This is a genomic window from Amycolatopsis sp. NPDC003731 (genome assembly GCF_053586895.1).
Genome location: NZ_JBSFNC010000113.1, coordinates 1 through 22,149, shown reverse-complemented (window position 1 = coordinate 22,149; position 22,149 = coordinate 1). Strand labels below are relative to the sequence as shown.

Annotated in this window: 25 protein-coding genes and 1 pseudogene; 12 read left to right on the top strand and 14 right to left on the bottom strand. The window is 70.8% G+C overall.

Annotated features, from left to right (window positions below; all coding sequences use genetic code 11):
• Positions 1 to 111: 111 nt before the first annotated feature.
• The 7 genes and pseudogenes from ACWDN5_RS34185 (at position 112) to ACWDN5_RS34155 (ending at position 5,495) form a co-directional block, all read left to right on the top strand.
• Positions 112 to 531, top strand: coding sequence for a helix-turn-helix domain-containing protein (locus tag ACWDN5_RS34185; RefSeq protein WP_310968491.1), 420 nt, complete (start codon positions 112 to 114; stop codon positions 529 to 531).
• On the top strand, positions 528 to 1,217 hold the full coding sequence (locus ACWDN5_RS34180; RefSeq protein ID WP_310967968.1) for a hypothetical protein: 690 nt from the start codon (positions 528 to 530) through the stop codon (positions 1,215 to 1,217). Before ACWDN5_RS34185 ends, ACWDN5_RS34180 begins: the two co-directional genes overlap by 4 nt.
• Positions 1,218 to 1,301: 84 nt before the next feature.
• Positions 1,302 to 1,595, top strand: a complete 294-nt coding sequence (locus tag ACWDN5_RS34175; RefSeq protein WP_013222364.1) for a DUF2516 family protein — start codon at positions 1,302 to 1,304, stop codon at positions 1,593 to 1,595.
• A 10-nt stretch (positions 1,596 to 1,605) separates the two neighbouring features.
• Positions 1,606 to 2,151, top strand: a complete 546-nt coding sequence (locus ACWDN5_RS34170; protein ID WP_310967967.1) for a YbaK/EbsC family protein — start codon at positions 1,606 to 1,608, stop codon at positions 2,149 to 2,151.
• Positions 2,148 to 3,155: an ornithine cyclodeaminase family protein gene (locus ACWDN5_RS34165; protein ID WP_449679192.1), complete on the top strand. Its 1,008-nt coding sequence runs from the start codon at positions 2,148 to 2,150 to the stop codon at positions 3,153 to 3,155. Before ACWDN5_RS34170 ends, ACWDN5_RS34165 begins: the two co-directional genes overlap by 4 nt.
• The gene (locus tag ACWDN5_RS34160; protein ID WP_449679191.1) at positions 3,152 to 4,600 is read left to right on the top strand and encodes an aromatic amino acid lyase; all 1,449 of its coding nucleotides are present in this window, start codon (positions 3,152 to 3,154) and stop codon (positions 4,598 to 4,600) included. The genes ACWDN5_RS34165 and ACWDN5_RS34160 overlap by 4 nt, the downstream gene beginning before the upstream one ends.
• A 191-nt stretch (positions 4,601 to 4,791) precedes the next feature.
• A pseudogene (locus ACWDN5_RS34155) lies at positions 4,792 to 5,495 on the top strand (M15 family metallopeptidase).
• A gap of 183 nt (positions 5,496 to 5,678) precedes the next feature.
• Here ACWDN5_RS34155 and ACWDN5_RS34150 read toward each other — a convergent pair.
• Together ACWDN5_RS34150 and ACWDN5_RS34145 are read right to left on the bottom strand one after the other, a co-directional pair.
• Entirely contained in the window at positions 5,679 to 6,389 is a 711-nt protein-coding gene (locus ACWDN5_RS34150; RefSeq protein WP_310967962.1) for an ABC transporter permease, read from the bottom strand.
• Positions 6,386 to 7,084: an ABC transporter permease gene (locus ACWDN5_RS34145; RefSeq protein ID WP_310967961.1), complete on the bottom strand. Its 699-nt coding sequence runs from the start codon at positions 7,082 to 7,084 to the stop codon at positions 6,386 to 6,388. Before ACWDN5_RS34145 ends, ACWDN5_RS34150 begins: the two co-directional genes overlap by 4 nt.
• A 138-nt stretch (positions 7,085 to 7,222) precedes the next feature.
• Here ACWDN5_RS34145 and ACWDN5_RS34140 point away from each other — a divergent pair, with 138 nt between their 5' ends.
• Positions 7,223 to 8,143, top strand: a complete 921-nt coding sequence (locus tag ACWDN5_RS34140) for an ABC transporter substrate-binding protein (protein ID WP_310967960.1) — start codon at positions 7,223 to 7,225, stop codon at positions 8,141 to 8,143.
• Between the two features lie 15 nt (positions 8,144 to 8,158).
• Here ACWDN5_RS34140 and ACWDN5_RS34135 read toward each other — a convergent pair whose 3' ends face one another.
• Genes ACWDN5_RS34135 through ACWDN5_RS34100 form a run of 8 tightly spaced genes read right to left on the bottom strand, consistent with a single transcriptional unit; the run spans position 8,159 to position 16,003 of the window.
• Positions 8,159 to 8,938, bottom strand: a complete 780-nt coding sequence (locus ACWDN5_RS34135; RefSeq protein ID WP_449679190.1) for a class I SAM-dependent methyltransferase — start codon at positions 8,936 to 8,938, stop codon at positions 8,159 to 8,161.
• Positions 8,939 to 8,967: 29 nt separating this feature from the next.
• Positions 8,968 to 9,438: a MarR family transcriptional regulator gene (locus ACWDN5_RS34130; RefSeq protein WP_310967958.1), complete on the bottom strand. Its 471-nt coding sequence runs from the start codon at positions 9,436 to 9,438 to the stop codon at positions 8,968 to 8,970.
• 9 nt (positions 9,439 to 9,447) lie between these two features.
• Positions 9,448 to 12,120: a fumarate reductase/succinate dehydrogenase flavoprotein subunit gene (locus ACWDN5_RS34125; RefSeq protein WP_449679189.1), complete on the bottom strand. Its 2,673-nt coding sequence runs from the start codon at positions 12,118 to 12,120 to the stop codon at positions 9,448 to 9,450.
• Positions 12,117 to 12,836: an ABC transporter ATP-binding protein gene (locus ACWDN5_RS34120; protein ID WP_449679188.1), complete on the bottom strand. Its 720-nt coding sequence runs from the start codon at positions 12,834 to 12,836 to the stop codon at positions 12,117 to 12,119. Before ACWDN5_RS34120 ends, ACWDN5_RS34125 begins: the two co-directional genes overlap by 4 nt.
• The gene (locus ACWDN5_RS34115; RefSeq protein ID WP_449679187.1) at positions 12,833 to 13,666 is read right to left on the bottom strand and encodes an ABC transporter permease; all 834 of its coding nucleotides are present in this window, start codon (positions 13,664 to 13,666) and stop codon (positions 12,833 to 12,835) included. The genes ACWDN5_RS34120 and ACWDN5_RS34115 overlap by 4 nt, the downstream gene beginning before the upstream one ends.
• Entirely contained in the window at positions 13,663 to 15,051 is a 1,389-nt protein-coding gene (locus ACWDN5_RS34110) for an ABC transporter substrate-binding protein (RefSeq protein WP_449679186.1), read from the bottom strand. Before ACWDN5_RS34110 ends, ACWDN5_RS34115 begins: the two co-directional genes overlap by 4 nt.
• The gene (locus tag ACWDN5_RS34105) at positions 15,048 to 15,275 is read right to left on the bottom strand and encodes a 4Fe-4S dicluster domain-containing protein (RefSeq protein ID WP_176173465.1); all 228 of its coding nucleotides are present in this window, start codon (positions 15,273 to 15,275) and stop codon (positions 15,048 to 15,050) included. Before ACWDN5_RS34105 ends, ACWDN5_RS34110 begins: the two co-directional genes overlap by 4 nt.
• Before the next feature lie 11 nt (positions 15,276 to 15,286).
• Complete coding sequence (locus tag ACWDN5_RS34100) at positions 15,287 to 16,003, bottom strand: GntR family transcriptional regulator (protein ID WP_449679185.1); 717 nt, start codon at positions 16,001 to 16,003, stop codon at positions 15,287 to 15,289.
• A 198-nt stretch (positions 16,004 to 16,201) separates the two neighbouring features.
• On the opposite strand from ACWDN5_RS34100, the gene ACWDN5_RS34095 reads away from it, so the two are divergent.
• Together ACWDN5_RS34095 and ACWDN5_RS34090 are read left to right on the top strand one after the other, a co-directional pair.
• Complete coding sequence (locus ACWDN5_RS34095; RefSeq protein ID WP_310967952.1) at positions 16,202 to 16,636, top strand: SRPBCC family protein; 435 nt, start codon at positions 16,202 to 16,204, stop codon at positions 16,634 to 16,636.
• A gap of 151 nt (positions 16,637 to 16,787) precedes the next feature.
• On the top strand, positions 16,788 to 17,795 hold the full coding sequence (locus ACWDN5_RS34090) for an NADP-dependent oxidoreductase (protein ID WP_449679184.1): 1,008 nt from the start codon (positions 16,788 to 16,790) through the stop codon (positions 17,793 to 17,795).
• Here the strand turns inward: ACWDN5_RS34090 and ACWDN5_RS34085 are convergent.
• Complete coding sequence (locus ACWDN5_RS34085) at positions 17,792 to 18,415, bottom strand: HAD family hydrolase (RefSeq protein ID WP_310967950.1); 624 nt, start codon at positions 18,413 to 18,415, stop codon at positions 17,792 to 17,794. The two genes, ACWDN5_RS34090 and ACWDN5_RS34085, sit on opposite strands and share 4 nt — an antisense overlap.
• A gap of 71 nt (positions 18,416 to 18,486) precedes the next feature.
• Between ACWDN5_RS34085 and ACWDN5_RS34080 the strand changes: the two genes are divergently transcribed.
• Positions 18,487 to 18,873 carry an ArsR/SmtB family transcription factor gene (locus ACWDN5_RS34080; protein WP_449679183.1) on the top strand — a complete coding sequence of 129 codons (387 nt, stop codon included), beginning with the start codon at positions 18,487 to 18,489 and terminating at the stop codon, positions 18,871 to 18,873.
• Here ACWDN5_RS34080 and ACWDN5_RS34075 read toward each other — a convergent pair.
• Positions 18,788 to 19,402: a pyridoxamine 5'-phosphate oxidase family protein gene (locus ACWDN5_RS34075; protein ID WP_310967948.1), complete on the bottom strand. Its 615-nt coding sequence runs from the start codon at positions 19,400 to 19,402 to the stop codon at positions 18,788 to 18,790. The two genes, ACWDN5_RS34080 and ACWDN5_RS34075, sit on opposite strands and share 86 nt — an antisense overlap.
• Positions 19,403 to 19,411: 9 nt before the next feature.
• Entirely contained in the window at positions 19,412 to 20,011 is a 600-nt protein-coding gene (locus tag ACWDN5_RS34070; protein ID WP_449679182.1) for a TetR/AcrR family transcriptional regulator, read from the bottom strand.
• Positions 20,012 to 20,113: 102 nt separating this feature from the next.
• Here ACWDN5_RS34070 and ACWDN5_RS34065 point away from each other — a divergent pair, with 102 nt between their 5' ends.
• Positions 20,114 to 21,163, top strand: a complete 1,050-nt coding sequence (locus ACWDN5_RS34065) for an NAD(P)-dependent alcohol dehydrogenase (protein WP_449679181.1) — start codon at positions 20,114 to 20,116, stop codon at positions 21,161 to 21,163.
• Positions 21,164 to 21,184: 21 nt separating this feature from the next.
• Here ACWDN5_RS34065 and purU read toward each other — a convergent pair whose 3' ends face one another.
• A complete protein-coding gene (purU, locus tag ACWDN5_RS34060; protein WP_310967945.1) occupies positions 21,185 to 22,051 on the bottom strand; it encodes a formyltetrahydrofolate deformylase in 867 nt (288 codons plus the stop codon).
• Between the last annotated feature and the right edge of the window lie 98 nt (positions 22,052 to 22,149).

Genomic DNA, 22,149 nt, shown 5'->3' with positions numbered 1-22,149 from the left:
GGTTGCAAGCAGGGTGCTTGCAATAGCTAGCACTCCGGCGTACCGTCGAAGGTGTCGCGAGGAGGTGACCGGATGACAGAGACCGGTGGGACGTCAGGATCCGGCAGTCCCATGGAGAAGGTCGCGGACATCGCTTCCGACATCGGCGAGTACATCCGCCAGCAGCGCAACACCGCGAAGATCTCGTTGCGCCAGCTGTCGAAGCTCGCCGGCGTGTCCAACCCGTACCTGAGCCAGATCGAGCGCGGGGTGCGCAAGCCCAGCGCGGAGATCCTCCAGCAGATCGCCAAGGGCCTGCGCATTTCGGCGGAAGCGCTGTACGTGCAGGCCGGGATCCTCGACCTGCCGACGGGCGGGCCGGTGGGCGACGCGATCCGCGCCGACGCCGAGCTGACCGAACGCCAGAAGCAGGTCCTGCTCGACGTCTACGAGTCCTTCCGCCGGGAGAACGCCGCGGCACGGCCGGCCGCCACTCCCGCCCCGGACACCACATCAGCCGCTTCAGCCGCGAAAACCGAGGAGTCAGCATGACCACCCCCAAGACCGAAGACGTCAAGAAGGCCGTCACCAACGCCCTCGACCAGGTCCGCACCCCGCTGCTCGCCGCGCTCGGCGCCGGCAACCTGGCCACCCACGCCGTCACCGACGCCGTGGCGAAGGCCAAGGAGAACGTGACCAAGGGCAGCGAAGCCGCCCGCAAGAACCTGCAGGAGCTGCCGACCGACGTCGAGAGCCTCCGCGAGAAGCTGGACCCGGCCGAGCTGCGCAAGGTCATCGACGAGTACACCGAGGCCGCGCTCAAGCTGTACAACAAGCTGGCCGAGTCGGGCGAGCAGGCGTGGGACAAGATCGCCGCGCAGCCGCAGGTCAAGAAGGCCATCGAGCAGCTCGAAGAGGCCCTGACCACCGCGCAGGGCCAGGTCGAGGGCGTCACCGCCGAGGTGCGCGAGCGCGTCGACGGCGTGCTGGGCACCTTCACCAAGCGCACCCGCTCGGTCGGTGAGAAGACCGCCCGCAAGGTGACCGAGGTCGCCGGCGAGGCCGCCGACGCCATCGAGGAGCTGGGTGACGACGTCGCCCACGAGACCCGCTCGGCGAGCCGCCGCGTCGCGAACAAGACGGCCCCGAAGACGGCCGCCCCGGCCCGCCGGAGCACCACGTCGAGCACCACCAGCGCCGCCGCGAAGAAGCCGGCCGCGCCGAAGACCGACAAGTGACATCGCCGTGAACTCCCGGCCCCGCCACCGCACCCGCGGTGGCGGGGCCGGGGTCGTTCGGGTGGTTTGCCGTAAGCTGTCGCTGTGCTAGTCGCCATCTGGATCCTCAATGTCATCCACTGGGGCAGCGCGCTGGTCGGGCTCTTCGCCTTCGTGCACGCGCTGCTCCAGCGCGCCGACGCCTATTCCGCGGCCGACCGCAAGACCAAGCCCATCTGGATGCTGATCACCGGTGGCGCGACGCTCGCCATGGTGCTGTTCCCCGTGATGGGCCCGGGAATGATCTTCTACGTGCCCGCGATGGCCGCGGCGCTGGTCTACATCGTGGACGTGCGCCCGAAGCTGATCGAGGTCCAGCGCGGCGGCTCGAGCTGGTAGCTACCCTGGGGTGGTGACCTGGACCATCGCCGGGAGCCTCACCGTCGTTCCCGCCTCCACGCGTACTGAACTGCTCGCCGAGCCCGTGGCCAAAGCACTCGCCGCGCTCGCCGACCCGGACGCCGTCGGCGTCGCGGAGATCGACCCGTCGCTCGCCGACACCGCCGCCTTCTGCGAGGCCTACGGCTCGCCGCTCGAGGCGTCCGCGAACTGCGTCGTCGTCGCCGGCAAGCGGGCGGGCGAAGTCCGCTTCGCGGCCGCGCTCGTGCTCGCGACGACCCGCGCCGACGTCAACGGCGTGATCAAGCGCCGCCTCGACGTCCGCAAGGCGTCGTTCGCGCCGATGGACGAAGCCGTCTCGCTGACCGGGATGGAGTACGGCGGCATCACGCCGGTCGGCCTGCCCGCCGAATGGCCCATCCTGCTCGACCGCCGCGTCGCCGAGGCGCCCGAGCTCGTCATCGGCAGCGGGATCCGCGGCAGCAAGCTGCTGATCTCCGGCGCCGCGCTGGCCGCCCTGCCCGGCGCGGAGGTCATCGAGGACCTCGCCCGGTGACGTCCGTCTGGCTCCGGTACCTGACCGGTGCCGACATCGACGCGCTCGGGATCACGGACGCCGAGATCGTCGGCGCGGTCGAGGACGTGCTCGCCGACCACGGCCGCGGCCAGGTGGTCTTCGAGCCGCGTACGCACCTCGTGCCGGACAACGGCGGCAAGGGCCACTTCAACATCCTTCGCGGTCACCTGTCCGCGAAGCAGGTCAGCGGCGTGAAGGTCGTCGGTGACTTCGTGGGGAATTTCGAACGGGGCCTCCCTTCGGAAATGGCGTTGATCCTGTTGCTCGACCCGGACACCGGCATGCCGCGGGCCATCGTCGACGGCACGATGATCACCGAGGCCCGCACCGGCGCGATGACCGCCGTCGGCGCGAAGTACCTGGCCCGCCCGGAGGCACGGGTGCTCGGGCACATCGGCGCCCGCGGTACCGCCTGGTGGAACGTCGTGCTGCTGGACTCCTTGTTCGACTTCGCCGAGATCCGCGTGACCAGCAAGCGCCCGGAGTCACGCGAGGACTTCGGCCGCCGGCTGTCCGAGCGGCTCGGCAAGGACGTCCGCGTCTGCGCCACGGCCGAGGAGACCCTGGACGGCGCGGACATCCAGGTCGAGGCCTCCCGGCTGGTCGAGCCCGGGGCGCTGGTGCGCCGCGAGTTCCTCCGGCCGGGCACCTTCCTGGTGCCCTACGGCACGATCAGCGCGCTCGAGCTCACGCTGCTCGACGACGTCGACAAGGTCGTCGTCGACGACTGGCGCGAATCGCGGTCCGGCAACCCGCGGTTCGGCGCCCTGCGCCCGCAGCTCAACGCCGGCCTCCTCACCGAGGACAACGTCCACGCCGAGATCGGCGACATCGTGGCCGGGAAGAAGCCGGGCCGCGAGCACGACGCCGAACGGATCCTGTTCTGGCACCGCGGACTGTCCACAACGGACGTCGCGGTGGCGAACCTGATCCTCACCCGTGCCGAGGCTTCCGGCGTCGGCACCATGCTGCCCTACCGATGATCGTCTCCGACAGCGAGTTCGCCGACAGTGAACGGCTGGTTTTGGACAAACCGCTGGTAGAAGCCCTGCGGCGGCGCCGGAATGAGGTCTTGACAGCCCTCGCGGACCGGTCCGGGCCGGTCTACGGGGTCACCACGGGGATGGGCCGGCTCGCGGGTGTCGCGCTCGACGCGGACCAGCAGGCCGAGCACCAGCGCAACCTGCTGATCGGCCGTGCTGTGGGTGGTCCGCCGTGGCTGCCGCCCGAAGACGTCCGCGCGCTGCTGGTCGTCCGGCTGCGCGACTTCCTGCGGCCGTGGTCGGGGGTGAGCGCCGAGCTGGTGCAGTTCCTGGTGGACCGCTTGAACGACGGCTTCACGCCGGCGGTCCCGCGTTCCGGGCTCGGCAGTTCGGGCGAGATCATCGCGCTGTGCCACGCGTTCCAGACGTTCCTCGGCATCGGCACGGTCCTGGAGGACGGCGTCGAAGTGCCGGCCGCTTCGGCGCTCGCTGCGCGTGGTGCGACGCCCTATGTTCTCGGGCCGAAGGAAGGCGCTTCGCTGCTTCAAGGTTCTCCGCTGGCGGTGGTGCACTCCGCGCGCGGCTGGACGGAAACCCAGCAGCTCATCGACCTGCAGACGCTCACCGCGGCGATGGCGATCGACGTCCTCGGCGCGCCCCGGGACGTGTTTTCCCCGGTCATGGCGGGCGGCGACGACCACCTGAGTGCGGTGCTCCACGAGCTTTCGGGGTTGGTGGGCAGCGGCCCGGTGCGGCCCGGCGTGGTGCAGGCGCCGCTGTCGGTGCGGGTCGCGCCGCGGGCGCTGGCGCACGCTTCCCGCGTCAACGGCGAGTTGCACGAGACTCGCCGACGCTGGGAGACGATGCCGGGGGATTCGCCTTCGTTCGTCGACGGCGCGTTCGTGCCGGGGACGGCGTACCACGCGGTGGACCTGGGGCTGCGGATGGACGCGGTGACGGCCGCGCTGGTGCACCTCGGCGAGGTTTCGGTGCAGCGGACGCACCGGTTGCTGGACGAGCGGTTCAGCGGGTTGCCGTCACAGCTCACGGCCGATCCGGGGCCGCGGGCGGGATTGGTGCCGCTGCACAAGCGAGCGGCCGGGGAGCTGCACGCGCTTCGGCGGCTCGCGGCGCCGGCGACGTTGGGGTCGATCGACACGTCGGCCGGGCAGGAGGACGTGCAAGCGTTTGCGACGGCGGCCGGGGAGCAACTGCGTGCGGCGGCTTCACATCTTTTCGCGATCACGGCTGGTGAGCTGATCACGGCGTCGCAGGCGCGGTACTTGGCCGGTGGTGAGGGTGCGCCGGGGGTTCGTGCGGCGTACGGGTGGGTGCGGTCGGTGGTGCCGCCGGTGGACGAGGATCGTCCTCTGGGGCCGGAAGTCGAGCGTCTGATTGCTGCTTGCCGGGCGGCTTTCTTCAACGACCTGGCGACGCTCACCTGAGTCCGGGCTTTGCTCGGGGGAGCTATTGTTGGGCGGGTGGGCTCGCCGTCTCGCCGTATTGCCGCATGACGCCGTGCCGGCGCGTTCTGACCGACTGCTCGCGCGGTCGCCTGGGGCGCGAAAAAGGTTGAGCCGCTGTGGCGTATCCGACTCGGGTGCAGCCGATCAACGGGGCAACGCGTCGAGTGATCATGAATTTGAGAACCAGAGTTCTTGCCATCGTCACGTTCACGCTCTCCGCGGCCGTCGCCGTGGTCGCGCCGGCGTCGGCGGCCACCGGCTCCGGCATCGGCACCCAGACCGTGGAACTCGCCGCGCCGGCCGGAAGTGGTCTTGCGCCTTATGTCGCCGTCATCAAGCCCGTCACCGCCGAGCGGCTGGGGAACAGCTGGCACGAGGGGTGCCCGGTGGGGCCCGACCAGTTGCGGCTGGTCAACTTGAGCTTCCTCGGCTTCGACGGTGCCGTGCACCGGGGCGAACTGGTCGTCAACGCCGATCGGGCGCTCGAGGTCGCCCGCGTCTTCGGTGACCTCTACTTCGGACGGTTCCCCATCGAGCGGATGGAGACCGTCGAGAAGTACAACTCCGACGACGACGCTTCCATGGCGGCCAACAACACCTCGGCGTTCAACTGCCGGGCGATCACCGGCGGTACCGCCTGGTCGAACCACTCCTACGGGCGCGCCATCGACATCAACACCGTCCAGAACCCGTACATCTCCGGCAGCGGCGCGGTCTACCCACCCACGGGGCGCCGTACGTCGACCGGACGCAGCACGCGCCCGGCATGATCCACGCGGGCGACGTCACCGAGCGGGCCTTCACCTCCCGCGGCTGGACCTGGGGCGGCTCCTGGGACACCCCGATCGACTACCAGCACTTCGAGAAGCCCTGACACCGACCGGAAATCCGCTGGGGTAACACAATCGTCCGTGGGCTGCGTCCGGGACAGGCCGTGATGGGAACCGCAGCCTCACGTACTGGGGATGAAGGAAACTCGCCCGGGATCGTCACCGGCCGGACCGGCGGCGATCCCGGGCAGGTCCGCCGGGCGGCGGTGCGCGACGGCGACCGTCGGCTAGTCGCGGCGGGCGTTCTGCAGGGCCAAGCCGCGCGGGGTTGCCAAGCGGGTGATCAGTGCGAACGCCCCGTCGCACAGCAGCGCCAGGATGACCGCGGCCAGGCCGCCCGCGAAAATTGCTCCGTAGCCCTGGGCGCCCAGGGCGAAGCCGTCGACTATGTAGCGGCCCAGGCCTCCGCCGTCGTTGACGATTGCTCCGATGGCCACCGTGGCGATCAGCTGGAGGAAGGCCACGCGCGCGCCCGCCAGGATCACCGGGGAGGCCAGCGGGAGCTCGAGGCGGGCCATGATCTGCCACTCTCGGTAGCCCGTTCCGCGGGCCGCGTCGATCGTCTCCTGCTCCAGGGTCACCACGCCCGCGTACGTGTTCGTGAACAACGGCGGCATCGCCAACGCGACCAACGCGAGCAGCAACGGCCAGAACGCCGTGTCCAGCTCCCAGCGGCTCGCCAGGAACCAGAACAGGATGATCAACCCGAAACTCGGGATCGCCCGGCCGATGTTGACCGCGCTGCTCGCGAGGAACGCGCCGCGGCGGTAGTGCGCGAGCCAGAGCGCCGCCGGGATGGTCAACGCCGCCGCGATCGCCAACGCCAGCAACGAAAACCTCAGGTGCTCCAGCGTGCGGTACGGGACGCCCGCCTTGTCGGTCCAGCTCCAGCGGTTGGGGTCCGCGAGCCACGCGTTCAGCTGGTCGAAGAAGCTCATCGCGTCCGCACCTTCCGCGACCAGGGCGCCAGCACGCGCTCGCTGAGCCAGAGGACCAGGTCGACCACCACCGCCAGGGCGACCGACAGGACCACGCCGACGATGATCTCCGTCGGGTTGGGGGTGGCCGTCTGGATGCCCGCTCGGATGAAGTACCCGAGGCCGCCGAGGCCGAGCATCGAAGTGACCGTCACCAGGCCGATCGTCGTCACCGCCGCCACCCGGAGGCCGGCGATCACCACCGGGAGCGCGAGCGGCAGCTCGATCTGCCAGAGCAGCCTGCCGCGCGTGTACCCCATGCCGACCGCCGCCTCGCGGACCTCGTTGGGTACCTGGTCGACGCCGGTCACGATGTTGCGGACCAGGATGAGCAGCGTGTACGTCGCGAGCGGGATCATCGCGGACACGAACGTCAGCCCGAAGAACGGCACCAGGACCGCGAACGCGCCCAGGCTCGGGATCACGTACAACGCGCCCGCCGTACCGAGGATCACCGGGTACGACCAGCGGAAACGCAGCGAAACGACGGCGAGCCCGATCGACACCACCAGGCCGATGCCGAGCGCGGCGCCGGTCAGGGAAACGTGCTCGACGAGGCGCTGGACGATGTCGTCGGCGTTGCGGTCGACCCACTTCCACTGGAAGATCGGGGGCTCGCTGTCGGCGGCCAGCGGCGTCACCGTGGTCACGTGCACCGGCCGACCCTACCCCGATCGGGCCCAAATATTCCGCGGAGTGGGAATATCGGGTGCTTTCTCCCACGATGTGGATTCTTGGCGGAGGTCAGGACTAGGGTCCTTTCGTCTGTTCGAGTGACGAGGGAGTGGGGATTCGTGCGCTGGTTCCGGAACGCGTCCGTGGTGGCGGTGGCCGTCGCGGCCACGCTCGGTTTGGCCGCCTGTGGCGGCAGCGACAGCGGTGACAAGCCCGCCGCGCAGAGCAAGGGGGGCGCGCCGATCGTCGTCGCGTCCTTCAACTTCACCGACAGCCAGATCCTCGCCGAGATCTACGCTCAGGCGCTGGAGGCCAAGGGCTACCCGGTGACGCGGAAGCTGAACCTCGGGTCGCGGGAGCTGATCTACCCGTCGCTGAAGTCCGGTGAGCTGCAGTTCATCCCGGAGTACCAGGGTGCGGCGATCACCACCGGCTTCGGCCAGGAGGCCGGCAAGACCGCGCAGGAGGAGCACGAGCAGCTGGCCAAGCTGTTCGAGCCCAGCGGCGTCGGGCTGCTGAACTTCGCGCCGGCCGAGGACAAGAACACCTACATCGTCAAGTCCGACCTGGCCAAGGACAAGGGCATCGCGTCGATCAGCGACCTGAAGAAGCTCGACAAGGTCGTCATGGCCGGGCCGCCGGAGTGCGAGAAGCGCCTTCCGTGCTTCAAGGGCTTCACCGACGTCTACAAGCTGACCAACATCAGCTTCCAGACCATCCAGGAAGCCGGCCCGCGCGTCCAGCAGCTCAAGTCCGGGGCCGTCACGGTCATCCCGGTCGACTCGGTCAGCCCGCTGACCGGCGACCCGGCCTACACCGTGCTCAAGGACGACCTCAACATCGTGCCGACCGAGAACGTCGTGCCCGCGGTGAACAAGAAGGTCCTCGACGAGCGCGGTGCCGACTTCGCCACCGCCGTGAACGCGGTGAGCGCGAAGCTGACCACGGACATCATGCGCGACCTGAACAAGCGCGTGGACTCCGACGGCGAGAAGGCGGCGGACGTCGCCAAGGACTGGCTGGCGCAGGCCGGTCTCTGACGCCGGAACCGGCGGTCACGCGGTCCCGCTGACGACCCACGCCCGGGCCGTCAGCGGGATCGAGCCGTCCGGATCGGCCGGCAGGCGGTCGCGCAGCAGCTCGCGGAGGCGGTCGCGGTGGGCCTCCGGGAGGGTGGCCAGGTACGACGGCGCCGGGCCCTGCGCGCCGAGGAACGGCTGCCAGTAGTCGTCGAAGTCCGCGAACACCGTCGGGATCGTGATCTCGCCGACGGACACCGCCGTGAAGCCCGCGTCCGTCCACAACCGGCCCAGCGGCTCCGGGCGGCACAACGTGTACTTGCGGCCCTCGTCCAGCTCGGCGACCGTCGAGGGGTCGAGCTCGGCGGCCGCGTCCCAGAAGCGGCGGATCAGCTGCATGCCTTCGGCGAGGTCCCACAAATACACCGCGGCCAGTCCGCCCGGCGCGGTCACCCGGGCGATCTCCGCCGCCGCGCGGGCCGGCTCGGGGACGAAGTTCAGCACCAGGCCCGACACCACCACGTCGAACCGGTCGTCCGGGAACGGCAGCGAGCGCGCGTCGGCGACCTCGAACGACGCCCGCGGGTCGGTCACGCCCGCGCGAGCCGTCTTCAGGAAGCCCTCGGACGGGTCGGCGCCGACGACTTCCGCGGGGTCGGCCGCCCTCACCACCTCCGAGGTCAGCGCGCCCGTGCCGCAGCCGACGTCGAGCCAGCGCCGGCTCGCCGGGGCGCCGAGCTGCCGGACGAACGTCGCCGCGACCCGGCGGCTCCACCGTCCGATGTAGGCCTCGTAAGCGTCGCCTGACTGCCACATGCCCCCGAGTACAGCACAGAACCCGCTGCTCAGCCCCCGGTCAGCGCCCCGGTCGCGTCCTGGCCCGCCGCCGTCGCGCGGCGCAGGAACCCGGTGATCAGCGCCAGCTCGTCCTCGCTGTAGCCGGCGCAGAGCTCGTCCATCGCGGTGTTCATCCCCGCGTACAGCCGGAACAGCTCACCGTTGCGGCCGCGGACCGCGCGGACGGCGACCGAGCGCCGGTCGGCCGCCTCGGGGTCGCGCTCGCGGACGATCCAGCCGCCCTTCTGCAGCCGGTCGAGGATGCCGGTCAGCGTCGCCGGGTGCAGACCCGCTCGGCGAGCGAGCGCGCTCGGGCTGAGCGGGCCGTGCCGGGCGATCAGCTCCAGGCACTCCAGGTCGACGTCCTTGAGCGCCAGCTGGGCGCTGACCTGGTGGTTCAGCAGTGCGAGCTGGTTGCGCAGCTCCCGCAGCGCGTCCTTCACCGCCACGGTCGACCGGCGGTGCGCTCCCGAACCCATGCCCGGAGCCTAACCGCCGAGGGCCATCCGCGTGTACGCGCGGACGTCGGCGTCCGAGTCCCCGCGCCGCGTCCTCAGCCGTGCCGCCACCGATGGCCGATCAGCCCACTTGCCCAGTGCCTGCACCGCCGCCCGGCGGACGTTAGGGTGCTCGTCCTCCAGCGCTTCGAGCAGCTGCTCGGACGGCTCGGCCAGCGCACCCAGCGCCGTCGCCGCCCCGCGGCGCACCTGCCACGCCGGGTCGGCGGCCGCGGCCACCGCGAGGTCCGCCAGGTCGCCGCCGCAGCCGAGGTCGGCGGCCGCGGTCAGCGCGGCCGCGCGCACCAGCAGGTCCGGGTCGACGGCCAGCGCGGACACCGTCCCGGTGGCCCGTGGGTCGCCGATCGTCCCCAGCCCGGCCGCCACCGCGACCCGGACCTCCCGGGAGGCGTCCGACGCCGCCTCCGCCAGCGTCGAGGCCGCGTCCAGCGACACCAGGCCGCGGATCGCCTCCAGCCGGACCGCGACCGCCGGGTCGGCCAGCGAGGCGGCGAACAGCGGCACATCGCCGAGCCGCAGCGCCCGCAGGACGTCCAGGGCCACCGACCGCACGTCCGCGTCGGACACCGCCAGTGCCGACCGCAGCCCGTCGCCCAGGGACGACGTCGGTGCCAGCACCTCCACCAGCTCCCGCAGCCCGGCCGCCGCCGCGGCCCGCACGCGCGCGTCGATGTCGTGCAACGCCGTGACCAGCGCCGGCCCGAAGCCGTCCGGCGCCGACTCGGTGAGCACCGCGATCGCCGTCGTGCGGACCTCGGCGTCCGGATCGGAGAGGTAAGACGACAGCAGCGCGAGCGAAGGCTGTTCTTCCGCCAGCGCGACGACTTCGAGGACCCGCGGCGACGAATGCGTCCGCGCCGGGGAGACGGTGGTCGCGTCTGGCGGCGTGTGCCCGCTGAAGGCCGTGTGGGTGCCGAGGAGCTCGACGTCGAAGTCCGGCACCGTGAACTCCGGCACCGGCACGACGTACGGCGCGACCGGCCGCTTCACGAACTCCATCTCGCCGGCCGCCGTCTTGCGCAGGTTCAGGTGCGCGAGCCACGAGACGTCGTCGCGGCCCGGGTGGTCGGTCCGGTCGTGGTAGAGCCCCCACCGGCTTTCCGTCCGCACCAGCGAGGCCCGCGCGGCCATCTCGGCGCAGTCGCGGATGAACGTCACTTCGGCGCAGCGCATCAGCTCGTGCGGCGTCCGCGCGCCCATCGCCGCGATCTCGCCGGTCATCCGCGCGAACGTCTCCAGCGCGATCTCCAGCTTCGCCGTCGTCTTGGGCGGGGCAACGTAGTCGTTGACGAACCGCCGCAGCTTGTACTCCACCTGCTGCTGCGGCGGACCGTCCGGAGTGGACAGTGGCCGGTAGATCAACGAGTGTGCCGCAGCGATCTGGTCCTCGGGCAGCGAAGCCAGAGGAAGCAGGGAACCCGAAGCGTGCGCGCCCGCGAGGTCGCCGTAGACGAACGCGCCGATCATGTAGTTGTGCGGCACGCAGGCGAGGTCGCCCGCCGCGTACAGGCCGGGGACCGTCGTCGCGCCGTTCTCGTCCACCCAGACGCCGGACGCCGAATGCCCGCCGCACAGCCCGATCTCCGAGATGTGCATCTCGACGTCGTGCGTGCGGTAGTCGTGGCCGCGGGTGGCGTGGAACGTCCCGCGCGTCGGCCGTTCGGTCGTGTGCAGGATGTTCTCCAGCGCGCCGAGCGTCTCCTCCGGCAGGTGCGTCAGCTTGAGGTAGATCGGCCCGCGCGCCGACGAGATCTCGCGCGCGACCTCGGCCATCATCTGCCCGGACCAGTAGTCGCAGTCGACGAAGCGATCGCCGGCCGCATTGACCTGGTAGCCGCCGAACGGGTTCGCGACATAAGCGCAGGCCGGGCCGTTGTAGTCCTTGATCAGCGGGTTGATCTGGAAGCACTCGATCCCGGACAGCTCGGCGCCCGCGTGGTAGGCCATCGCGTAGCCGTCGCCGGCGTTCGTCGGGTTCTCGTAGGTGCCGTAGAGGTAGCCGCTCGACGGCAGGCCCAGCCGTCCGCACGGGCCGGTCGCGAGGATCACCGCGGACGCGGACACCGTGACGAACTCGCCGGTCCGCGTGTTGAACCCGGCGGCACCCACCGCACGCCCGCCGGACGTCAGGACCCGCACCGGCATCACGCGGTTCTCGATCGTGATGCGCTCGCGCATGTGCTTGGCCCGCAGCACGCGGTAGAGCACCTTCTTGATGTCCTTGCCCTCCGGCATCGGCAGCACGTAGCTGCCGGACCGGTGCACGCGGCGCACGGCGTATTCACCGTACTCGTCCTTCTCGAACTTGACGCCGTACTTCTCCAGCCGCTGCACCATGGCGAACCCACGCCGCGCGGTCTGGTACACAGTGGACTGGTTGACCACGCCGTCGTTGGCGCGGGTGATCTCGGCGACGTAGTCCTCCGGCGTCGCCTTGCCCGGGATGACCGCGTTGTTGACGCCGTCCATGCCCATCGCCAGCGCGCCCGAGTGCCGGACGTGCGCCTTCTCCAGCAGCAGCACGTTCGCGCCGTTCTCGGCGGCGGTCAGCGCGGCCATGGTCCCGGCGGTCCCGCCGCCGATGACCAGGACGTCGGTCTCGAAGTGCGTCCGCGAGGACAGCGGGGGTGCTTCGAACGTCATGCCGCCACCAGCCCGTCCAGGACTTCCGCGCGCTCGGCCGCCACGGCGGGCTCGGCCGTCCGCGGCCGCGACGACTCGACGACCTTCGCCAGCCGCCCGTCGCGGGTCAGCACGGCGACGCGGTCGGCCAGGAACAGCGCCTCGTCGACGTCGTGGGTCACGAACACCACCGTCGTCGGCCGCTTGCGCCACACCTCCACGAGCAGCCGCTGCATGGCCGTGCGGGTCTGGGCGTCCAGCGCGCCGAACGGCTCGTCGGCCAGGATCACCCGCGGCGCCCCGGCGAGGGTGCGGGCGAGCTGGACGCGCTGCCGCATGCCGCCGGACAGCTCTCGCGGCAGGTGGTCCTCGTACCCGGCCAGCCCGACCTGGTCCAGCCACGACTCGGCCTCCACCCGCCGCCGCGCCCGCGGGACGCGCCGGATGGACAGCGGCAGCTCGACGTTGCGGCGCACCGAGCGCCACGGCAGCAGCCCGTCGTCCTGGAACACCAGCGCGCGCTCCGCGGACGTGCCGGTCACCTCCACGCCCGCGGAAAGGACCTGCCCGGACGACGCCGGAAGCAGGCCCGCGAGAGTCCGCAGCAGCGTCGACTTGCCGCACCCGGACGGCCCGGTGACGGCCAGGATCTCGGTGTCGGCGACGTCGAGGTCAATGCCGGACAGCACCGCCCGCGGTCCGTAGTGGACGGTCAGGTTCTCGATGCGGAGGCTCATGCGTTCTCCTCTCGGGGCAGCCAGCGGGTGGCGCGGCGGCCGAGCAGTTCGACGGCGGCCGAGGTGACCCAGCCGAGCAGGCCGATGGTGAGCATCCCGACGATCACGCCGGGGTAGTCGACGACGGTGTAGGCCTGCCAGGTCCGGTAGCCGACGCCGAACTCGCCGGAGATCATCTCCGCCGAGATCACGCAGATCCACGAAACGCCCATGCCGACGGACAAGCCGCCGAACACGCCGGGCAGCGCGCCCGGCAGCACGACGTTCCACAGCACCCGCCGCCGCGAGCCGCCCATCGTGCGGATCGCGTCCTCCCAGACCACCGGCAGCGCGCGCACGGCGTGCCGCGTCGAGACCACGACCGGGAAGAACGCGGCGACGAAGGTGATGAAGACGATGCCCTGCTCGTTGCTGGGGAACAGCAGGATGGCGATGGGGACCATCGCGATGGCCGGGATCGGCCGCAGGACTTCCAGCAGCGGCTGGACGACGTCGGACGTGCCGCGGGAGCGCGCGATCGCCGTGCCGAGCCCGATCCCGAAGACCGCGGCGAGAGCGAACCCGGTGACGATCCGCCGCAGGCTGTCCAGGAGGTCTTGGTAGTAGACGGCGGTGCCGAGCTGGTAGCCGAGGTCGCGGGCGACTTCGACCGGGGTGGGGAGGCGGTCGAAGTGCAGCCACAGGTCGACGTCGAACGCGGTCAGCAGCTCCCAGACGACCAGGGCGGCGACGATGCTGCCGGCGCGGACGGCGAGCCGGCTGAACCGGCGTCTCGGGGGTGCCGGTGGGGTGACGACGGTGGCGGGTTCGTGGTCGAGGGTCTGGGTCATCGGGACTCCTCCACGGCTTGCGCGTAGCTGACGATCGAGCCGAGGTGCCCGGCGAGGTGGGCGCGGGCGCCGTCTTCGGTGGTGAAGGGCAACAGCGCGCCGCCCGCGTCGCGCACCCAGACGGCCTTGTCGGCGAACCAGCGGGTGCCCGTGGCCGCGTCCGGGACGTAGGCCGCGCGGACCGGCTTCGCCGCATGGGCCACGGCCTTGAGCAGGCACGATGGCGTGGCGGCGGGGTGCGTCGCGGTCTCGCCGGACAGCCACAGCTCACCGGCGGTGCGCGGATCGGTGACGGGCCGCGAGCACGTCGTGTCGAAGCCCGTCACCGGCGCTGGGTTGTCCAAAGAGGACGCGGCCGGGTCGTACGACGGGCCGTAGATCTCCCGCAGGTACCGGTCGTCGACGAACGCGCCGAGGTCGAGCCGCTTGATGTTGCCGATCGAACGCAGGAACGGCGCGTCGGTCTCCAGGGCGCTGATCAGCGGGCGCTTCAGCGGCAGGTCGAAGGTGACCATGCCGCCCGCGCCGTTGTAGAGGTAGACGACCTCGGGCGGCAGCTTGGTGGCGGACGCGACCTTCAGCGCCGCGTCCATCGGGTGCCGGTGCAGGTAGTCCGTCGCGTCGCGTTGCGCGCGCAGGAACGCCGTGACGACGTCGTGGTGACTGTCCGCATAGGACTCGCGGACGACGACGCCGTGCCAGGTCGGCAGGTTCAGCGCCGAGCCGTCGTAGAGCAGCCGGGCCTGGTTCGCGAACACGAGCTGGCCCGGCCAGGCGACGAATTGCCCGAGCGCGTCGACCGACCCGGACAGCAGCCCGGACGCGCCGACCGCGGGCGCCTGGTTCTGCAGGTGGACGTCGTCGGGGCCGATGCCGATGTTCTGCAGCGCGTGCACGGTGGTGCCGTGGCCGGCTGAGCCGATGCTGGCCGAAATCTTCTTCCCGCGCAGGTCGGCCAGGGTGTGGGCCGGCGACTTCGGCGGCACGACGACCATGTTGAGCGCGCCGAGCAGGTTGTAGCCGGTCGCGGCGACGAGCTTGGTGCGGCCGTCGCCGAACTCCTGCGTCCGGGAGCCGTTGATGAGCAACGGGTAGTCGCCCATCGAGCCGATGTCGATCTTCCCGGCCACCATCTGCGCGGTGATCGGCGCGCCGGTCGAGTAGTCCTGCCAGGTGACGTGATAGCGCTTCCCGTCCCGTTTGCCCAGGTCGGCGAGGCGCTGCTCGAAGTACCCCAGCGACCGCAGCAGCGTGCCCGCGGTGACGGTGTTGATCGTCTTCGACTGGTAGCCGATGACGACGTCGACATCGCCGGACGTCGACGCGTTCGCGGTGCAGCCCGCGGCCAGCAGCGCGGCGGCGAGCAGGAGCCGGACGGCTTTCACCGCAGCAGGTACGGCATGTTGATGGTGACCGCGCCGGTCGGGCAGCGCGCCGCGCACGGCCCGCAGTACCAGCACTCGTCGACGTGCATGTACGCCTTGTCGGTGTCCGGGTCGATGGCCAGCGAATCGAGCGGGCACATGTCGACGCACAGCCGGCAGCCGTCGAGGCACTTCGACTCGTCGATCGTCACCGGGACGTCGACCCGGCTCGGCACGAGGGGCATGGTGGTCTCCTTCAGGAACGGTCGAGGCGGGCGCGCATGGTGAGGCGGTCGCCGCGCAGGCGGATGTACTCGAGGTCGACGGGCCGTCCGTCGGCGAAGTGCGTGAGGCGCTCCCACCGCAGCAGCGCCGCGCCCGGCGGAACTTCGAGGACCGCGGCGGTTTCCGGGTCGGCGTTGAGCGCTTCGACGTCGATGTCGGCGTAGCCCAGCCGCTGCCCGGACGTCTCTTCGATGAGCGCGAAGACGTCCCGGCCGGCGAGGTCGTGCTCCAGCAGCGGCTTCCCGATCCCGGGCAGCAGGTAGGTCAGGTCGAGCGACAGCGGGACGCCGTCGAGGCGCCGCAGGCGTTCGAGGTAGACGACTTCGGAGCGCTCGGGCACGCCGAGCCGCTGCGCCACCACGGCCGGGGCGGGCACCAGGTCCGCCGTCCGGACGTCGTTGGTCACCTCGCCGTGTTCGCGCAGCACCTCGGCGAGGCCGGCCAGCCGGTTGAGCCCGTGCGGGTACTTGTGGCCGACGACGACCGTGCCGACGCCGGGCTGGCGGGCGATCAGGCCGTCGTCGCGCAGCAGCGCGAGAGCCTCCCGCACGGTGTTGCGGGTCGCCGAGAACTCCACCGTGAGGTCCTCCTCGCACGGCAGCGTCTCCTCGGCCAGCACCTGACGGCGCAGCAGGTCGGCGACCTGCCGGGCGCTGTCGGACCTCGTCCGCCGGGGTGTCGTGGGCATGGCGGCGAGGATGGCCAGCCGACGTTAACACCGTGTTACGCCACCAATCGAGCCGAAAGCGACGCTCTGACCTGCGAAAACAGCTGTCCAGAGCGGACTTCCGCCGCTCACTATCTGGGACGTCCGAGGGCGCCCGCCGCGGGTGCGGTGCGCGGTGAAATCGTGGACCCTGATTCGTACGCCGGGAGAAGGAGTGAAATGGGAAAGGTCACGGCCACCGCGGAGCGCACCATCGACGCCCCGGCCGACAAGGTCCGCGCGCTCGTCGCCGACTACGCCGAGACGCGGCCGAAGCTGCTCACCGAGCACTACCGCGACTACCAGGTCACCGAAGGCGGCATCGGCGCCGGGACCAAGGCCGGCTGGAAGCTGCAGGCGACCTCCAAGCGGGTGCGGGACGTGCGGGCGACCGTCACCGAGCCGCGGCCGGGGACGCTGGTCGAGACCGACGCGAACTCCAGCATGGTCACCACGTGGACGGTCACCGAAGCGGGTGAACGCAGCGTCGTGAAGATCGAGACCACCTGGGACGGTGCCGGCGGCATCGGCGGCTTTTTCGAGAAGACGTTCGCACCCGGCGGGCTCAAGAAGATCTACGACGGCGTGCTGGAGAAGCTCGCCGAAATAGTGTGACAGCGGCGCGGAGCGCCTCCGTTGAGGGTGGTGGCGGGGAAGAAGGTCGGGTGTGACGCCTCACAATCGGAATCTGCGCCCCGGTTAGCTGGTTACATCGGGTGGAATCCGGGGCGCCTGCCCCGCTTCGAGACTTGGAGGAGATTCGACGATGACCACGGCGACCGAAATCCGGCTGGCTTCGCGTCCGGAAGGCGTGCCGACGCACGACAACTTCGAGATCGTCGACACGGAGGTGCCGACGGCGGGTGACGGCCAGATCCTGGTGCGCAACCTGATCATGAGCGTCGACCCCGCGATGCGCGGCCGCATGAAGGACGTCAAGTCCTACGCGCCGCCGTTCCAGGTCGGCGAGGTCATGAGCGGCGGTGCGGTCGGCGAGGTCGTCGAATCGAACGTCGACGACGTCAAGGTGGGCGACCACGTCCTGCACCAGGCCGGCTGGCGCACCCACGCCGTGCTCGACGCGGGCCGGTACGTCAAGGTCGACGGGGCCGCGGCGCCGCTGTCGACCTACCTCGGCGTGCTCGGCATGCCGGGCCTCACCGCGTACGCGGGCCTCCTGGAGTCGGCCGAGTTCAAGCCGGGCGACACCGTGTTCGTCTCGGGCGCGGCCGGCGCGGTCGGCTCGCTGGTCGGGCAGCTCGCGAAGCTGAAGGGCGCCAAGCGCGTCATCGGCTCGGCGGGTTCGGCGGAGAAGGTCCGGCACCTGATCGACGACCTCGGCTTCGACGCCGCCTTCAACTACAAGGACGGCCCGGTCGCCGAGCAGCTGCACCAGGCGGCGCCGGAGGGCATCGACGTCTACTTCGACAACGTCGGCGGCGAGCACCTCGAAGCCGCGATCGACGCGATCACCCTGCACGGCCGGATCGCCATCTGCGGGATGATCTCGACGTACAACGCGACCGAGCCGACGCCGGCGCCGCGCAACCTCGCGCAGGTCATCGCCAAGCGGCTCACCATCCGCGGCCTCCTGGTGATCGACCACTGGCACCTGCAGCAGCAGTTCGTCACCGAGGTCGCGCCGCTGGTGAGCTCCGGCGAGATCAAGTACTCGGAGACCTTCGTCGACGGAATCCGCAACGCGCCCGAGGCGTTCCTCGGCCTGCTGTCGGGCGCCAACACCGGCAAGATGCTGGTCCGGATCGCCGGCTAGAGCAGTTCGGCCAGCTCCGGCAGCGTCGACGCGGTGTAGGTGGGCGCGGGCGAGCCGGGCAGCGGGTGGACGCCGGGACGGGTGAGCAACGCCGTCCCGAGCCCCGCCGCCTGGGCGCCCGCGATGTCCCAGTCGTGCGCGGCGATCATGACCGCGCGCTGCCCGGGGTAGGCGGCCGTGACCTGGAGGTACGGCTCCGGCGCGGGCTTGAGGCGGCCCACCTGCTCGGCCGAGAAGATCCGGTCGAGCAGCGGCGCCAGCCCGGCGTTCTGCAGCTGCGCCTCGGCGGTGGCGAGCGGCGAGTTCGTCAGCGCGACGACGGTGTGGCCCCGCTCGCGCAGCCGCACCAGGCCCGGCTCGACGTCCGGGTGGGCCGGGAGGCTGCGCAGCCCGGCGCCCACCCGCGCGAGGTCGACCTCCCGCCCGTGCCGGGCCGCGGCCTCGATCGCGGCGTCACCGGCGATGCCCGCGAAGTCGCGGTAGCCGCCGGTCGCCGTCACGGTCAGGACGGTGTGGATGGCCAGCCCGAACCACTCGCGCCGCAGCTCGGCCCCGCCGATCAGGGGATCCATCGCGGCCAGGTCGAGCAGGGTCTCGTTGACGTCGAAGACGCACAGCACTGAGGGCCTCCGGAGGTTCGATGGTGTTCGTACCTCGCCGAAGGTACGATGATTGTCGTACCATGTCCAGCATGGCTGGTGAATTCCCCGTTCCCGAGCTGGCCGAGGTCGACCTCGGCGCGGTGCTGTCCGCCCTCGCGGACCCGCACCGGCGTGAGGTGGTGCTGCAGCTGCTCCGCGAGGACGGCGAAGAGCGGGCCTGTGCGTCGTTCCCGCTGCCGATCGCCAAGTCGACCCGGACCCACCACTGGCGCGTGCTGCGCGAAGCCGGCCTGGTCCGGCAGCGCGACGCGGGGAACGGCACGTTCGTCCGCCTGCGCCGCGACGAGTTCGACGCGCGGTTCCCCGGGTTGCTCGACGTGGTCGCCGGGATCAGTACTGCTGGGTCCGCGCCCGTTCGTCGAGCCGCGCGTCCAGTTCCCCGGCCGCGATCGGCAGGGACATCTGGTCGCGCATGATGGTGCCCATCGACGGCAGCGTCGAACGGTCCGGCCAGGTCTCCGGCTGCCACAGCGACGACCGCAGGAACGCCTTCGCGCAGTGCATGTACAGCTCTTCGACCTCGACGACCACCGCGAGCTTCGGCCGTTTCCCCCGGACGACCAGGTCGTCGAAGAACGGCGCGTCCGACACCAGCTTCGCGCGGCCGTTGACCCGGAGCGTCTCGTTCATGCCCGGGATCAGGAACAGCAGCCCGGCGTGCGGGTTGTCGACGATGTTGCGGAAGCTGTCGATCAGCTTGTTGCCCGGCCGGTCCGCGAGGACCAGCGTCCGGTCGTCGAGCACCAGCACCGAACCCGCCGGGTCGCCGCGCGGGGAGACGTCGCAGCTGCCGTCCGGTGCCGACGTGGCCAGCAGCACGAACGGCGAGTGCGCGATCAGGGTGCGTGCGTGCTCGTCGATCCGGTCGATGACCTTCTGCTGCGTCAGCTCGGCGGCCTCGCCGATCACTTCGCGCAGTGCTTCGTGTGAGTCGATGATCCCCATGCGCCCAAGCTAGCGCGCAGCACCGGCACTCCGGCCCGCGATGACGATCCGCGCGGCCTCGGTCGACTTCCGCACCACCAGGTCCACCGAATAGCCGTGCTTGACGAAGACGCCGTCGAGCTGGAACGTGCCGTAGCCGTGCGCCTGGGTGAACAGCTGCTCCATCAGCTCCAGCGCCGTCGCCGGGTCCGGGGCGACCGTCAGGCAGCGCAGCAGGAACTCGTCGGTCAGCCGGCGGGTCTGCTCGTGCAGGCCGGTGTGCTCCGGGCCGTGGAGGCCGTCGGCGTAGAGGATGTTCATCCCGGCCCGGCGCTCGATCACGTACCGCGTGTACGCGCCCGCGGCCGCGGCCAGGGCGTACGCCGGGTCCTCGTGCCCGGCCGCCGCCTCGGTGACGCGGTCGGCCAGCTGGCAGGCGATGTGGCCGGCCACCTCGGCCAGCAGGCTCTCCCGGGTGGGGAAGTGCCGGTAGGGCGCGCCCGGGCTGACCTTCGCCCGCCTCGCCACCTCGGCGACCGAGAAGCCGGCCAGGCCCTGCTCGGCGATCAGGTCGAGCGAGACGCGCACGAGCTCGCCGCGGAGGTCGCCGTGGTGGTACTTGCCGCCCATGACCCGGATCACATCTCCCGTTCGAAATATGTAAGAGCACTCTTACGTAGAGGTGTAAGAGACCTCTTACGAGGACGACGGTACTTGAACTTGGAGGGTTCCATGAGCACGACCACGCACGCCATCGCCGTTCCGGCGCCGGGCGCGCCGCTGGCGCCGACCACGATCGAGCGCCGTGACCTGCGTCCCGACGACGTGCTGATCGACATCGCCTACGCCGGCATCTGCCACAGCGACATCCACCAGGCCAAGGAGGACTGGGGCCAGGCGATCTTCCCGATGGTCCCGGGCCACGAGATCGCCGGCGTGGTCGCCGCGGTCGGTTCGGACGTCACGAAGTACCAGGTCGGCGACCGCGTCGGCGTCGGCTGCATGGTCGACTCCTGCGGCGAGTGCGAATACTGCCGGGCCGGTACCGAGCAGTTCTGCGTCAAGGGCAACGTCCAGACCTACAACGGCGTCGGCTTCGATGGCGAGAACACCTACGGCGGCTACAGCAACCAGATCGTCGTGAAGGACGCCTTCGTCTGCCGCATCCCCGAGGGCATCGACCTCGACGTCGCCGCGCCGCTGCTGTGCGCGGGCATCACCACCTACTCGCCGCTGCACCACTGGGGTGCCGGCCCAGGCAAGAAGGTCGCCGTGATCGGCCTCGGCGGGCTCGGCCACCTGGGCGTGAAGATCGCGGCCGCCATGGGCGCCGAGGTGACCGTGCTGAGCCAGAGCCTCAAGAAGCAGGAAGACGGACTGAAGCTGGGCGCTTCCGAGTACTACGCGACCAGCGACGAGACGACCTTCGAAACGCTCAAGGGCAAGTTCGACCTCATCCTCAACACCGTGTCGGCCAAGCTGCCGGTGGACGCCTACCTCGGCCTGCTGCGGGTCGGCGGCGCGATGGTGAACGTCGGCGCGCCCGGCGAACCGCTGGCCTACAACGCCTTCTCGCTGCTCGGCGGCAACAAGGTGCTGGCCGGCTCGATGATCGGCGGCATCGCCGAGACCCAGGAGATGCTGGACTTCTGCGCGGAGCACGGCATCGGCGCGGAGATCGAGACGATCTCGGCCGACAAGGTCAACGAGGCCTACGAGCGTGTCGAGAACTCCGACGTCCGCTACCGGTTCGTCATCGACGCGTCGACGATCGGCGCGTGATCCGCGGGCACGGCAACCGGGTCAGAACACCACGGTCCGGTTGCCGTGCACCAGCACGCGGTTCTCCAGGTGCCACCGGAGGCCGCGGGCCAGCGTGACCTTCTCGATGTCGCGGCCCTTGCGGACCATGTCCTCGACCGAGTCGCCGTGGTCGACGCGGATGACGTCCTGCTCGATGATCGGGCCCGCGTCGAGGTCCGCCGTCACGTAGTGGCAGGTCGCGCCGACCAGCTTCACGCCGCGGGTGTGGGCCTGGTGGTACGGCTTCGCGCCGATGAACGACGGCAGGAAGCTGTGGTGGATGTTGATCGCCCGGCCGGCCCACTCGCGGCACAGGTCCGCGGGCAGGATCTGCATGAACCGGGCCAGCACCACCGCGTGCGGGTCGTGCTCGTCGACCAGCTTGCGGACCTGCTCGAACGCCTCTTGTTTGCCACCGGCCGGGAACGGCACGTGGTGGAACGGGATGCCGTGCGCGCGGGTGATGTCGGCCAGCGAGTCGTGGTTGCCGATCACCGCGGCGACGTCGACGTCGAGCTCCCCGGACGCGACTCGGCCGAGCAGGTCGTACAGGCAGTGCCCCGCCTTGGAGACGAGGATCACCGCGCGGCGCCGCTCGCCGGTGTCGCTGACCTGCCAGCTCGACTCGGCCGACAGCTCCGCGGCCACCTCGCCGAAGCGGGCGCGCAGCTCGGCGGCGTCGAAGGGCAGCGAGTCGGCCCGGACCACCTGGCGGGTGAAGAACCAGCCCGTGTCCGGGTCGGTGTGGTAGGCCGCCTCGACGATCCAGCCGCCGTGCTCGGCGAGGAACCCGGAGATCCGGGCGATGATGCCGGTGCGGTCGGGACAGCCGAAGGTGATGACGTAGCGGCGTTCGGGAGCGGTCACCCGGACATTCTCCCTGGCGCTGGTCAGCCGGCCGGGAGCCGGGCGGGTCCCCGGTGCCGCGAATGACTCATTCGGGACCTCCGACGTCCCGAATGAGT